Below are 14,021 nucleotides of genomic sequence, written 5' to 3'. Positions count from 1 at the left end.
AAAGGGGCCGGCTCCGGTGAGGAGCCGGCCCCTTTCGCACGGTGCCGTCAGCCACAGGTCCGGCCGTCCGCCGGGACCTTCCCGTCCAGGAAGTAGGCGTCGACGAGCGAGGTCACGCACCTGCTCTCGTCGTACGAGCCGTGCCCCTCACCCTTGTTGGTCACCATGATGCCGACCCCCTCACCCAGCTCGTCGGCCATCTTCTGCGCACCCTCGTACGGTGTCGCCGGGTCGCCTGTCGTGCCGATGACGAGCATCGGCGCGGCGCCCGGAGCACTCGCCTCCGGCGTGTCGTGCTCCCCCTCGACCGGCCACCGGGCACACCATCCGGCCGTGTCCCACGCCAGGAACGGGCCGAAGACCGGCGACAGTTCGCGGAATTCGGGCAGCAGTGCCCGCGCCTCGGACACCGTCGGCCTGGACGTGGTGTCGGCGCAGGAGATCGCCCGCTGCGCATGGCTCTGCGTGTCGTAATGTCCGTTCTCGTCACGGCCGTTGTAGGAGTCGGCCAGCCGGAGCAGCCTGTCGCCCGTGCCACTGTTCTGGGCCTCGTCGAGCGCGTCCGTCAGGGTCGGCCAGTCGCTCTTCGAGTAGAGAGGCGTCACGATGCCGGTGATGGCGAGCGTCTCGTTGAGCCTGCGGCCCGAGGAGGTCGGCAGGGGGTCGGCGTCGATACGCCGCAGCAGCGCCGCTATCCGCCGTGTGCCCGCCTCCGGGTCCTGGCCACGGTCCTCGAGGTAGTTCTCCAGCGCCCGCTGGAAGCCCGTCGCCTGGTTGCGCGCGTGGCCCACCGCGTCCGCCGTCGGGTCGACGACCGCGTCCAGCACGACCCGCCCCACGTTCTCCGGGAAGAGATGGGCGTACGTTCCGCCGAGCTCCGTACCGTACGAGATGCCGAAGTAGGAGAGCTTTGCGTCGCCGAGCGTCCTGCGGATCACCTCCATGTCCCGGGCCGCGTTCGTCGTGCCGACGTGGGGGATCACCTTGCCGGAGCGGCGCTCGCAGCCGGCGCCGAAGTCCGCACCGTCCTCGACGAACGCGGTTTCCTCCGCAGCCGTCTCCGGGGTCATGTCGATCTCGCGGTAGGCCTTTTCCTGCTCCTCGTCGGTGCGGCAGCGGACCCCGGAGCTGCCGGCGACGCCGCGGGGATCGAAGCCGACGAGGTCGTAGCGGGTGTTGAGCTTCCGGTACGAAGCGGCGGCGCGCGGCAGGATGTCGACGCCGGAGCCCCCGGGGCCGCCGAAGTTGAAGAGCATGGAGCCGACGCGCCGGCTCTTCTCCGTGGCCTGCTTGCGGATCAGAGCGATGCCGATCGTGTCGCCGTCCGGGCGTGCGTAGTCCAGCGGGACGTCGACGGTGGCGCACCGCCAGGCGGGACCGGGCGCTCGGCCGCCCTCCGGGGCTTCGCAGCGCTTCCAGTTCGGCTTCTGGGGGGCGGGTGAGGAGGACGGCGGGGAACCGGGCCGCGCGGACGCGGTTTCCGGGGGCGTCGGCTGCGGGGGTGCGGGGCTGTCGCACCCTGCGAGCGCTCCTGCCGTCAGCAGGGCCGCCCCGGCCAGGGCAGCGGTCCTGGCGGCCCGTCCGCGTACACGCATGTGCGTTCCTCCCCGTTGCCCGAGGGCCGATCCCGCGAAGGCGGCCGGCGCATGCGGGCGTTACAGATGCCCGCGTCATGCTAAGGGCTGTCATTCGCAGACCGTGCCCGTGGCCGGTACCTTCCCGTTCAGCAGATAGCCATCCACGGCCCTCTGCACGCAGACGCTGCCGCCGTTGTACGCGCCGTGCCCCTCGCCCTTGTACGTGAGCGCGATCCCGACCCCCTTGCCGAGTTCGGCCGCCATCGCCTTGGCGCCCGCGTACGGTGTGGCCGGGTCCCCGGTGTTGCCGATGACCAGGATGGGTGCCGAACCCGGGGCGCTGACGTCGGGAGTGTCCCAGGCGCCCGCGACGGGCCAGCCGGTGCAGGCCATGAGTCCCCAGCCCAGGTAGTCGCCGAAGAGGGGGGAGGCTTCGCGGAACTCGGGGAGTGCCGCCTTGGTCTGCTCGAGGGTGAACCGCGCCTTGGAGTCCGCGCAGTTGATGGCCGCATTGGCGGCGTTCGAGTTGTCGTAGTGGCCGTCCTCGGTGCGGCCGTTCAGCGAGTCGGCGAGCGTGAGCAGCAGCCCGCCGTTGTCACCGTCCGCCTCGTCGAGACCCTGTTCGAGCCATGGCCACGTTTCCTCGGAGTAGAGGGCCGACGCGATGCCGGTGGTGGCCTGGGTCTGCGTCAGTTCGCGCTCGCCGAGCCCCGGGACGGGCTCCTTCTCCAGCTTGGCGAGGAGGGCGGCGATCCATTCCTGGACCTCCTGCGACGTGTTACCGGGGAGCCTGCAGTCGTCGCGCTCCGCGCAGTCGGCGGTGAAGTTGTCCAGGGCGAGCTGGAAGCCCTCGGCCTGGCCGAGCGAGGACTGCCTGGAGTTCTCCGTCGGGTCGACGACGGCGTCCAGGACCATGCGGCCGACCTTCTTCGGGAACTGGTGGGCGTAGACACCGCCCAGTTCCGTTCCGTACGAGATCCCGAAGTAGTACAGCTTGTCGTCGCCGAGCACTTCGCGGAGCAGGTCCATGTCCCGGGCGGCGTTCGTCGTACCGACGAAGGGCAGCACCTCGCCGGAGTTGTCCTCGCAGTCCGCGATGTAGGACTCCTGGTCCTCGACGAAGGCCTTCTCTTCGGCGGCGTCGTCCGGAGTGCCGTCCATCTCGTACCGCGCGTCGAGTTCCTCGTCGTCCGAACAGGCGACGCCCTCGCTGCGGCCCACCCCGCGCGGGTCGAAGCTCACCAGGTCGTAGCGGGTACGGAGCGTCTCGTACTCCGTTCCGAAGGACGGCAGGGTGGCGACACCGGATGCGCCCGGTCCGCCGAAGTTGAAGACGAGGGAGCCGATCCTGCGGTCCTGGTTCCTGGCCCTGGCGCGGACGAGCGCCAGTTCGATGGTCCTGCCGTCCGGTTCCGCGTAGTCGAGCGGCACGTCCATGAAGGAGCACTCCCATACCGTCCCGCCCGGCAGCGGGGAGGGAGAGGCCCCAGTGCCCTGGGCCTCGTTCGGGGCCGGGCAGGGCTGCCAGTCGAGCTTCTGGGAGGACAGCTCCTCCGCCGTCGCCGTGGGGGAGGCGGTCGATGCCGTGGAGGGCTTCGCCCGGTCCGTACTCCCGCTGTCGTCGTCGGAACAGGCGGCCAGCGGCAGCAGCACGACGGTGGTGGCGGCGAGGGCAGCGACACGCAGGGCGGGAGAGGTCCTCATGACCCCATGGTGCGGCGGGGCACGGGTCAGCGCGCGGGGCACGGTCCATGCGGGTGGTACGCGCCCGGTGCGGTTTGTTCCGAAGCGTGTCCTGAAACGCGTTCTAGAGCTCGCCCTTCCGGGTCAGCTGGTTGAAGCAGATCCAGCCGGGAAGCACCGGCAGCCACAGCGTCATCACGCGGTACAGGAGCACCGCCGGCGCCGCGACCTCCTTCGGCAGGCCCACCGCGATGAGCCCCAGGGTCAGAGCGCCCTCGACCGCGCCCATACCGCCCGGGGTGGGCGCCGCGGATCCCAGGGCGTTGCCCGCGAGGAAGACCACCGCGATGCTCGCGTAGCTGAGCTGCGGTACGTCGGGACCGCTGAACGCGCGGATCGACGCGTCCAGGCAGAGCACGAACAGGCCCGTCAGCAGCAGCATGCCGCCGATTCCGGTGACCAGCTTCTGCGGGCGCTGCACGACGTCGAGCATGCGCGGCACGACCCCGGCGAACAGCGACCGCACCCGGGTCACGATGAACTTCCGCATGAAGGGGATCGCGGTCACCACCAGGACGAGCACCGCGACGGTGAGCAGCCCGGCGATGACCGTTCTCGACGGGGTGAGCGAGTCCGGCGTCTTCTCCGTACCGGTCAGATAACCGAACAGGGCGAGCAGCAGGATGTGGCAGCCGAGCCCGAACAACTGGGAGGCGCCGACACTCGCCACGGCGAGCCCCGGACGTACTCCGGCGCGCTGCAGGAAGCGGGTGTTCAGGGCCACGCCTCCGACCGCCGCCGGTGCGACGATCTTCACGAACGACCCGGCCACCTGCGCCAGCACCGTCTTGCCGAACGGCACCCGCTCCGGCACGAAGCCCAGCAGGCTCATGGCCGCCGCGATGTAGCTGAGGGCGGAGAAGCCCAGCGCCGCCGCCACCCAGCCCCACTCCGCCTGCTCGACGACCGTCCCGAAGTCGGCCTCGGTGACCTGCGAGATCAGGAAGTACGCGGCGATCGAACCTGCGATGAAGCTGAACAGGGTGCGCGGCTTGATGCGTTCGAGCCGCACCGGCTCGACCGGCGCCTGCGGCCGGATCAGCAGCACCTGCCGGCGGATCTGGGCGAGCAGGTCCTCCTCGCGTGCCTCGTCCAGGGCATCGTCGATCGCCCGCTTCTCGGCCTGCTTCTCGGTGCGCAGCGACTTGCGTGCCGTCTTGCGGTCGCCGGCCGCCGCTTCGTCCTGCCCTTCCGCCCTGGCCTGCTTGGCCGACTGGGAGGCCTCGAGCACCGCCTCGCGCTCGCGCTGCGAGCGCTCGCGGGCGATCCGGCGCAGCGTCGCCCGGGTGGAGCGGCTGAGCGCGATCGGCTGGAGCAGCGGCAGGCTGTCGGCGACGGCGTCGGGACCGAGCACGGCGAGCGCCCCGGCCACCGCCCGTTCGGCGCCTACCCGGAGCCCCGTCGTGGTCAGCAGCTGGGCGACGTCCATGCGCAGGATCAGGTCGCCGGCGGCGATCTCACCGCCGCGGAGATCCGTGACGAACACCGTGCCGGAACGATCCACCAGAATCGCGTCGCCGGTGAGCCTGCGGTGCGCGATCCGCCGCGACTGGAGCGCCTTGACCTGCCGCCAGGCGCCGCGCACCAGGTCGTCGGTGATCTCCTCGTCCTCCATCGAGTCCAGCGAGCGCCCGCCGATGTGCTCGTACACCAGCATCACGGCGTCGGGGCCGAGCTCGGAGGTCGCGATCAGCTTGGGTGCGTTCGCCCCGGCGGCGATCGCCGCGTAGGCGAGAAGCGCCTCCTGCTCCAGAGCCTGGCGCAGGGACTGGATGGAGCGGCGCTGGGTGATGCTGCGCAGGGTGAGCCTGCGCCACACCCGGTAGAAGAAGCCCTGTGCCTGCTGTTCCCGGTCGACGACCGTCACATCGAGCGGTGGACCGTCCTCCAGGGTGACCAGATAACGGCGGCCGCGGTCGCTCTGGTCGGCGTTGTCGACCGCGTCCTCGGTGCGCATCGCGGCGACCGGGTGGAAGCCGACGTGGCGCAGACCGGCCATCAGGTGCTGGCCGGTAGGACGGACGTTCGGCGAGCCGACCGCGTACAGCGTGCCGTACGCCACGGTCCAGCCGATCAGCACGGTCAGGATGATCGAGAACGGTGTGGTGTAGCCCCCGACCAGCATCGCGAACGCGTCCAGGAGCAGCACCACCCACAGCACGACCCGCCAGCGCGGTCTGCGCGCCATGCCCACCGCCGTCATGTAGGCGATGACGGGGGCGAGGTAACCGTGTACGGGATCGGTGAGCGCGTCACCGGGCTGCGGCTGGGTCAGCGCGTCCCGGATGGTCCCGGACGCCGATCTCGCGACCCAGAGGTCGGTGGCCAGCGTGACCCCGTGGGCCAGCACGGCGGCGAGCACGCCGTCCGCGATGCGCAGCCCGTCACGTTTGACCAGACGCTCGATCGCGAAGGCGACCGGTACGAGCAGCACAGCGATACTGGACACCAGTCCGGCGATCTTGATCAGCAGGTCGGGCGCCTGGTCGGTGCCCTTGGAGATGTCGTCCTCGAGGCCGGTGGTGGTGCCCTGGGCGAAGGCGGCGATGGAGAAGAGGAGGACGATCGCGAGGACACCGACGAGGAGCCGCAGCAGATCGGAGGGGCGGTGCACACGGGCGGGCAGCAGTGGCTCGTCACCCGATACGCGGTCGGTCAGCCCCGCGTCGGCCGTGGCGAGGGTCGAGCCCGTGAGGTGCTCCCCCTCGGTTCCGGGAGTCTTCCGGGCGTCCGCGGCGGCGGTCTGCTCATCCGGGGCGTCGGGCGCGTTCGGGCGCGGCTCCGCATCAGAGGCGTCGGCCGCCTTCGGTGGCTGCACGCCCTGCTCCTTCGTCGCCTCTGATTGGTCTTCGTGTTCTCGTATCACCGGTCACCGCCCGCATGATGGTGGCACGGCCTGCAGACAGAGGGGGGCATCAGGGTGCATTGCACGGGCGCGCGATGCGCAACATACGCTCCTTCGCCCCCACGTGCACGCTGTGTGATCAGGACGACACCGAACCGGCACGACTGTCGGTGGTGTACGGCAGGATGTGTCGGATGAGCAAAGACCGGACGAGCGGCGGCGCCGCCGGTGCGGCACCGCAGGACCCCGTGGGCGCCGAGCTGCCCGAGTACGCGGAGCGGGTCCTGGACGTCGCCGACCTGATCCCGCCCGGCCGCGTCATGACGTACGGCGACGTGGCGGAGTGGCTCGGCGACGGCGGACCGAGACAGGTCGGCCGGGTGATGGCGCTGTACGGCTCCGCGGTGCCGTGGTGGCGTGTCGTGAGAGCCGACGGGGCACTGCTCCCGGGACACGAGCTGCGGGCGCTCCACCACTACCGCGAGGAGGGCACACCGCTGCGCGAAGCCTCGCGCAGCGCGGACGGGCATCTCCCGCGCCTCGACATGAAGCGCGCCAGGTGGGACGGAGTCACGGACGCGACGGGCCGTCCGGGCAGCGGTCCGGACCACGGTCCGGCCGGGGGCGAGGAAGCTCACATCTGACAGCTTCGGCCATCGCACGCCCCGGAGACATGCGCCGGGCCGGTACGGGACGCGAGACGGTTCCGAGGGACGCAGCCCAGTCTGTGCGCATCGGCCCGCCGCTGGCGTAGCGTCGTCCCCGCGCGGCACGCTCCGCTCCTTCGTTCCCAGTACACCCGAGCAGACCGAGTACACCCACCAGGACCGGCGATCCACGTGAGCTCCTCCTTCACCACCCGGAACAGTCCGCACCGTCAGGCACGGCGGCGGACCCCGGGCGCCTACCGGCTGGTGCGCACCCCTCCCGGATCCGTGGACCCCCCTCTCCTGGACGCGGGACAACGCGCGGTGGTTGACCACAGGACCGGCCCCCTGCTGGTCCTCGCCGGACCGGGCACGGGCAAGACCACCACGCTCGTCGAGGCCGTCGCCGCCCGTGTGGCCGCGGGGACCGACCCGGCCCGCATCCTCGTCCTCACCTTCAGCCGCAAGGCGGCCGTGGAACTGCGCGACCGAATGGCGTCCAGGCTCGGCGGCCCCAGGGGCCCGCAGGCCACCACCTTCCACTCGTACTGCTACGCCCTGGTCCGCGCACACCAGGACGCCGACCTGTTCGCCGATCCGCTGCGTCTGCTCTCCGGACCCGAGCAGGACGTCACCGTCCGCGAGCTCCTCGCAGGCCAGGTCGGCCTGGAACAGGCAGGACTCGCCCATGTCCGCTGGCCCGACGAGCTGCGGGCCTGTCTGACCACGCGCGGTTTCGCCGACGAGGTGCGCGCGGTGCTGGCCCGCAGCCGCGAACTCGGTCTCGGCCCGGACGCCCTCGCCGCCTTCGCGCGCCGCACCGGCCGCCCCGACTGGAGCGCCGCCGCGCAGTTCCTCGCCGAATACCTGGACGTCCTCGACGCACAGGGCGTCCTGGACTACGCGGAACTGGTCCACCGGGCTGTCCTGCTCGCCGAGCGTCCCGAGGTCGGCGCCCTGCTGGCGCGGAGTTACGATGCGGTCTTCGTCGACGAGTACCAGGACACGGACCCGGCCCAGGTGCGGCTGCTGCACGCGCTGGCGGGGAACTCCGGGAGCGCCCCGGGCACCGGGGGAGGCCGGACGCTGATCGCCTTCGGCGACCCGGACCAGTCGATCTACGCCTTCCGGGGCGCCGATGTGAACGGCATCCTCGACTTCCCCGACACCTTCCGCCGCGCCGACGGCGCGCCCGCCCCCGTCGGTGTCCTCACCACCTCGCGCCGCTCCGGTGCGCAGCTCCTCGCCGCCACCCGGCTGCTGACCCGCCGGATGCCGCTCACCCGTCTGCCGTCGGACAAGGTCCGGGCCCACCGCGAGCTGTCCGCCGTACGCGGAGGCGGGCGCGTGGAGACGTACACCTATCCGACCGCCTCCACCGAGCTGGAGAACATCGCCGACCTGCTGCGGCGTGCGCACCTGGAGGAGGGCGTGCCGTGGAAGGACATGGCGGTACTCGTGCGTGCCGGCGGCCGTTCGATTCCCGGCGTGCGCAGGGCCCTGACCTCCGCCGGTGTGCCCCTGGAGGTGGACGGCGACGACCTTCCGCTGCGTCATGAGCCGGCGGTCGCGCCCCTGCTGACCGCGCTGCGGACGGTGGCGAAGGCGGCGGTGGGCCGTGCCGTGCCCGAGCCGCACGAGGATGCCGGGACGGGCAGCGAGGGGGACGGAGACAGCAACGGTGACGGCGGCACCGGTGATGACGGCGACACCGGCAGTGACGGCGACACCGGTAGTGCCACGGATGCGGGCAGGCTCGACACCGAGACCGCCCTCACGCTCCTCACCTCCCCGCTCGGCTCCATGGACGCCGCCGATCTGCGGCGCCTGGGCCGTGCACTGCGCGACGAGGAGCGTGCCGCCGGCAACCGCGTGCCGCCGTCGTCCGGCGAGCTGCTGGCCCGGGCCCTCGCCGAGCCCGAACGCCTCGTCGCGCACGATCCGGCGTACGCCCGCGGCGCCCAGCGCCTCGGTGCGCTCCTGCGCAAGGCCCGCGAACTCCTGGAGGGCGGCGGCACCGCCGAGGAGGCCCTGTGGGCCCTCTGGGACGGCACCCCCTGGCCCGGAAGGCTCGAGCGGGCCGCACTGCGCGGCGGCGCGGGTGGCAGGAACGCCGACCGGGACCTCGACGCCGTGTGCGCCCTCTTCGAGACAGCGGCCCGCGCGGAGGAGCGCACCGGAGGACGAGGTGCGCTCAACTTCCTGGAAGAGGTCGACGCCCAGGACATCGCCGCCGACACGCTCTCCCGGCGTGCCGTGCGCCCCGATGCCGTACGGCTGATGACCGCGCACCGTTCCAAGGGACTGGAGTGGCGGCTGGTCGTCGTCGCCGGGGTGCAGGAAGGGCTCTGGCCCGACCTGCGCCGCCGCGGTTCGCTCCTCGAGGCGGACAGGATCGGCCGTGACGGCCTGGCCGAACCCCTCACCCCGGGGGCGCTCCTGGCCGAGGAACGCCGCCTCTTCTACGTCGCCGCCACCCGCGCCCGGGAACGTCTCGTCGTCACGGCCGTCAAGGCCCCCGCCGACGACGGCGACCAGCCGTCACGCTTCCTCACCGAACTCGGGGTCGAACCCCGCGATATCACCGGCCGGCCTCGCCGTCCGCTCGCGGTCGCCTCGCTGGTCGCCGAACTGCGGGCGACGACAGTCGACCCCGCCGCCTCGGCCGCCCTGCGCGACGCCGCCGCCCACCGGCTCGCCCGGCTCGCCGCGCTGGCCGACGACGAGGGCCAGCCACTCGTGCCCGCGGCCCACCCCTACCGCTGGTGGGGACTGAACGAGCCGACCCGTTCCGAGGTCCCGCTCCGCGACCGGGACCATCCCGTCGCGCTGTCCGGGAGCGCGCTCGACCAGCTGGCCAACACCTGCGCCCTCCAGTGGTTCCTGGGTCGTGAGGTGAAGGCCGACGCCCCGGCGACGGCCGCGCAGGGCTTCGGCAACGTGGTCCACGTACTCGCCGACGAAGTGGCCTCCGGCCGTACCGCCGCCGACCTGGACGTCCTGATGGAGCGCCTGGACTCCGTCTGGAACGGCCTGGTCTTCGACGCTCCCTGGAAGTCCCAGCAGGAGAAGGACCAGGCGCGTGCCGCCCTGGAGCGCTTCCTGCGCTGGCACGTCATGGACCGCACCGGTCGCACCCCGGCCGCCAGCGAGCACGACTTCGACGTGACGCTGGAAGCGGGGGAGTACGCGGTGCGCATCCGGGGCTCCATGGACCGGGTCGAACAGGACACCGAGGGCCGGGCCTACGTCGTCGACTTCAAGACCGGCAAGGGGGCACCGACCAAGGACGAGGTGGCCGCGCACCCCCAGCTCGCCGTGTACCAGCTGGCGGTCAGGGAAGGCGCCGTCGACGACGTCTTCGACGGCCGACGCCCGGATTCCGGCGGTGCCGAACTCGTCCAGCTGCGCCAGCCGGCCCCGAAGAAGGAGGGCGGCGACGCCCTTCCCAAGGTGCAGGCCCAGGAACCCCTGTCCGGGGAGTGGGTCTCCGACCTGCTGGCCACGGCCGCCGGCCGCGTCCTGGACGAACGCTTCACGCCCACGGCCGGCCAGCACTGCACCCACTGCACCTTCCGGGCCTCGTGCAGCGCGCAGCCCGAAGGCCGTCAGATCATCGAGTGACGTTCGGAGGAGCCTCCCGGTGACGTCCAAGGCGCAGGTCCGGGCGCGGGACCGGGCGCAGGTACGGGCGCAGGTACGGGCGCTGTGCGGGCAGGACGGCTTTGTCGGTGTCTCCGGTTAGCCTCTCTGGAGTGTCCTCGCGTATCACCGACCCCGAGCAGCTCAAGGAGCTCCTCGGGATCCCCTTCACCCCGGAGCAGACGGCCTGCATCACAGCGCCGCCCGCCCCGCAGGTGATCGTGGCCGGAGCCGGCTCGGGGAAGACCACGGTGATGGCGGCCCGCGTGGTGTGGCTCGTCGGGACCGGGCAGGTCGCCCCGGAGCAGGTCCTCGGTCTGACCTTCACGAACAAGGCCGCCGGCGAGCTCGCCGAGCGGGTCCGCAAGGCCCTCGTCGCAGCCGGGGTCACCGACCCGGACGTCATCGACCCGGACAACCCCCCGGGCGAGCCCAGCATCTCCACGTACCACGCCTTCGCCGGCCGGCTGCTCACCGATCACGGCCTGCGGATCGGGCTCGAACCCACCACCCGCCTCCTCGCCGACGCCACCCGCTACCAGCTCGCCGCCCGGGTGCTGCGCGAGGCCCCCGGCCCCTTCCCGGCGCTGACCAGGTCCTTCCCCACGCTGGTCAGCGACCTGCTGGCCCTGGACGCCGAGCTCGCCGAACACCTCGTGCGCCCCGAACAGCTCGCGGAGTACGACACCGAGCTGCTCCACACGCTCGGAACGGCCAGGCTCACCAACGCCGAGCTGCGCAAGATCCCCGAGGCGGCCGAGGCCCGCCGCGAGCTCCTCGAGCTGACCCGGCGCTACCGGGCGGCCAAACGCAGCCGCGATCTCCTCGACTTCGGCGACCAGATCGCGCTCTCCGCCGAGCTGGCCCTGACCCGCCCCGAGGTCGGCGCCATCCTGCGCGACGAGTTCCGGGTCGTCCTGCTCGACGAATACCAGGACACCTCCGTGGCCCAGCGCCTCCTGCTCGCCGGCCTCTTCGGCGGGTCGGGCGAAGCCGCGGGAGGCCACGCCGTCACCGCCGTCGGAGATCCGTGCCAGGCGATCTACGGCTGGCGCGGCGCCTCCGTCGCCAACCTCGACGACTTCCCACACCACTTCCCGCACGCCGACGGCACCCCCGCCACCCGCTACTCCCTCAGCGAGAACCGCCGCAGCGGCGGCCGTCTCCTTCACCTCGCCAACGGCCTCGCCGACCCCCTGCGCGCCATGCACGAGGGCGTGGAGGCCCTGCGGCCCGCGCCCGGAGCCGAGCGGGACGGCATGGTGCGATGCGCGCTGCTCCGCACCCACGCCGAAGAGATCGACTGGCTCGGCGACTCCCTCGCCCACCTCGTACGGACCGGCACCGCACCCGGGGAGATCGCCGTCCTGTGCCGGACCGCCGGAGACTTTCCCCTGATCCAGGCCGCCCTCGTCGCCCGGGACATCCCGGTCGAGGTCGTCGGTCTGTCCGGGCTGCTGCACCTCCCCGAGGTCGCGGACCTCGTCGCCGTCTGCGAGGTCCTCCAGGACCCCGGGGCCAACGCCTCGCTGGTCCGGCTGCTCATCGGGCCGCGCTGGCGGATCGGCGCCCGGGACCTCGCACTCCTCGGCCGCCGCGCCCGACTCCTCGTCCACCGTGCCTCTCTTGGCGAGGACGACGACTTCGACCCCGACCGCCGTCTCGCCGAAGCGGTCGAAGGCATCGACCCCGCCGAGGTGATCTCGCTCGCCGACGCCCTGGACACCTTCCTGGAGTCCGGAGGGGCCGAGGACGACGGACTGCCGTTCTCGGCCGAGGCACGCGTCCGTTTCGCCCGCCTCGCCACCGAGCTGCGCGACCTGCGCCGCTCACTGGCCGACCCCCTCATGGACGTACTGCACCGCGTCCTCGGCACCACCGGGCTCGAAGTGGAACTCTCCGCGTCGCCGCACGCCCTCGCCGCCCGCCGCCGCGAGACCCTCGCCAACTTCCTGGACGTCGCCGCGGGCTTCGCGGCAGTCGACGGGGAGGCCTCCCTGCTCGCCTTCCTCGGGTTCCTGCGCACCGCCGCGCAGTACGAGAAGGGCCTGGACAACGCCCTGCCCGGCGGGGAGAACACCGTCAAGGTCCTCACCGCGCACAAGTCCAAGGGCCTGGAATGGGACGTCGTCGCCGTGCCGGGGCTGGTCACCGGTCAGTTCCCCAGCGGACAGTCCCGGGACGCCTGGACCTCGCAGTCCAAGGTGCTGCCGCACGCACTGCGCGGCGACGCGGCCACCCTCCCGGTCATCCACTCCTGGGACGCCAAGGGCCTCAAGGCGTTCAAGGAGGAGATGAAGGAGCACCAGCACACCGAGGAGCTCCGCCTCGGCTACGTCACCTTCACCCGCCCCCGCAGCCTGCTCCTGGGCTCCGGCCACTGGTGGGGCCCGTCGCAGAAGAAGACACGCGGCCCGTCCGCCTTCCTCGAGGCGCTGTACGAGCACTGCGCCGCCGGGTACGGCGAGATCGAGGCCTGGGCCGACGAGCCCGGGGAGGACGAGGAGAACCCGGCACTCCAGGAGAAGGACGCCGATCAGGCCTGGCCGCTCCCCCTGGACGATGCGTCCATGGCCCGCCGTCGCGCCGCCAGGGACACGGTGCTGGCCCACCTGGAGGCCCTGGCCGCCACCCCCGTACCGGACGTGTACGAGGAGGACCCCGCGCTGTCCTACGAGGAGCCCCCCTACGACGAGGATCCGGAACCTCCGTACGACGACGGGGATGAGTTGTACGACGAGTCCGACGCACCGTACGGCGACCCGTTCCCCGACGGTGCGCCCTCCCGCGGGGCCCCGTCGCAGGCCCCGGCCGCCCCCCAGGTTCCCGCCGCCCGCACCCCCGCGGACGCGGAACTCACCCCGGAGGAATCGCGCACCCTCGGCTCCTGGGACCGCGATCTCGACGCCCTCGCCGGTGAACTCCGCCGTGCCCGCGCATCCGTGCGGGACGTCCTCGTACCCGCCTCGCTCTCCGCCACCCAGCTCCTGCACCTGGCCGACGACCCCGACAGCTTCGCGCGGGAACTGGCCCGCCCCATGCCCAGGCCCCCACAGCTCGCCGCCCGACGGGGGACCCGCTTCCACGCCTGGGTGGAGTCCAGGTTCGAAGAGCTGCCGCTGCCCATGCTCGGGCCCGACGAGCTCCCCGGGGGCGAGGACAACGACACGGAGATCGCCGACGAACGCGACCTCGCCGCCCTCAAGGAAGCCTTCGAGCGCAGCGCGTACGCCCGGCGCACCCCGTACCGCGTCGAGACCCCGTTCCAGATCACCCTCGCCGGCCGGGTGATCCGGGGTCGGATCGACGCGGTCTACCGCACGGGCGACACCTACGAGATCGTCGACTGGAAGACCGGCCACCACCGCACGGCCGACCCCCTCCAGCTCGCCGTCTACCGCCTGGCCTGGGCGGAACTGCACGGTCTTCCGCCGGAGGCCGTCGCCGCGACGTTCCTGTACGTGCGCACCGGGGAGACCGTCAGCCCCGCCCGGCTGCCGGGCAGAGCAGAGCTGGAGCAGCTCCTGCTGGACGAGTCACCTCCGCAGGGCCGTTAGGCTCAGGACC

General features: G+C 72.3%; 6 protein-coding genes. 3 read left to right on the top strand and 3 right to left on the bottom strand.

All coding sequences use genetic code 11. The features are described 5' to 3' along the window. Nucleotides 1-47: 47 nt before the first annotated feature. The 3 genes from OG844_RS21325 to OG844_RS21315 all read right to left on the bottom strand — a co-directional run bounded on the left by OG844_RS21325 (nt 48) and on the right by OG844_RS21315 (nt 6,138). Nucleotides 48-1,595, bottom strand: a complete 1,548-nt coding sequence (locus tag OG844_RS21325; RefSeq protein WP_406392314.1) for an alpha/beta hydrolase — start codon at nt 1,593-1,595, stop codon at nt 48-50. 90 nt (nt 1,596-1,685) lie between these two features. Then, nucleotides 1,686-3,281, bottom strand: coding sequence for an alpha/beta hydrolase (locus OG844_RS21320; protein WP_406392312.1), 1,596 nt, complete (start codon nt 3,279-3,281; stop codon nt 1,686-1,688). A 103-nt stretch (nt 3,282-3,384) separates the two neighbouring features. Further along, nucleotides 3,385-6,138 (bottom strand): lysylphosphatidylglycerol synthase domain-containing protein, encoded by a 2,754-nt coding sequence (locus OG844_RS21315; protein WP_406392310.1) that lies wholly within the window; start codon nt 6,136-6,138, stop codon nt 3,385-3,387. Nucleotides 6,139-6,359: 221 nt separating this feature from the next. On the opposite strand from OG844_RS21315, the gene OG844_RS21310 reads away from it, so the two are divergent. The 3 genes from OG844_RS21310 to OG844_RS21300 all read left to right on the top strand — a co-directional run bounded on the left by OG844_RS21310 (nt 6,360) and on the right by OG844_RS21300 (nt 14,011). After that, nucleotides 6,360-6,809, top strand: coding sequence for an MGMT family protein (locus tag OG844_RS21310; protein WP_406392309.1), 450 nt, complete (start codon nt 6,360-6,362; stop codon nt 6,807-6,809). A 195-nt stretch (nt 6,810-7,004) separates the two neighbouring features. Further along, entirely contained in the window at nt 7,005-10,436 is a 3,432-nt protein-coding gene (locus tag OG844_RS21305; protein WP_406392307.1) for an ATP-dependent helicase, read from the top strand. A 131-nt stretch (nt 10,437-10,567) separates the two neighbouring features. Next, on the top strand, nt 10,568-14,011 hold the full coding sequence (locus OG844_RS21300; RefSeq protein WP_406392305.1) for a UvrD-helicase domain-containing protein: 3,444 nt from the start codon (nt 10,568-10,570) through the stop codon (nt 14,009-14,011). Nucleotides 14,012-14,021 lie beyond the last annotated feature (10 nt).

Source organism: Streptomyces sp. NBC_00887, assembly GCF_045207585.1.
The sequence above is the reverse complement of the archived record's forward strand: the minus strand, read 5'-3'. Positions and strand labels throughout refer to the sequence as shown.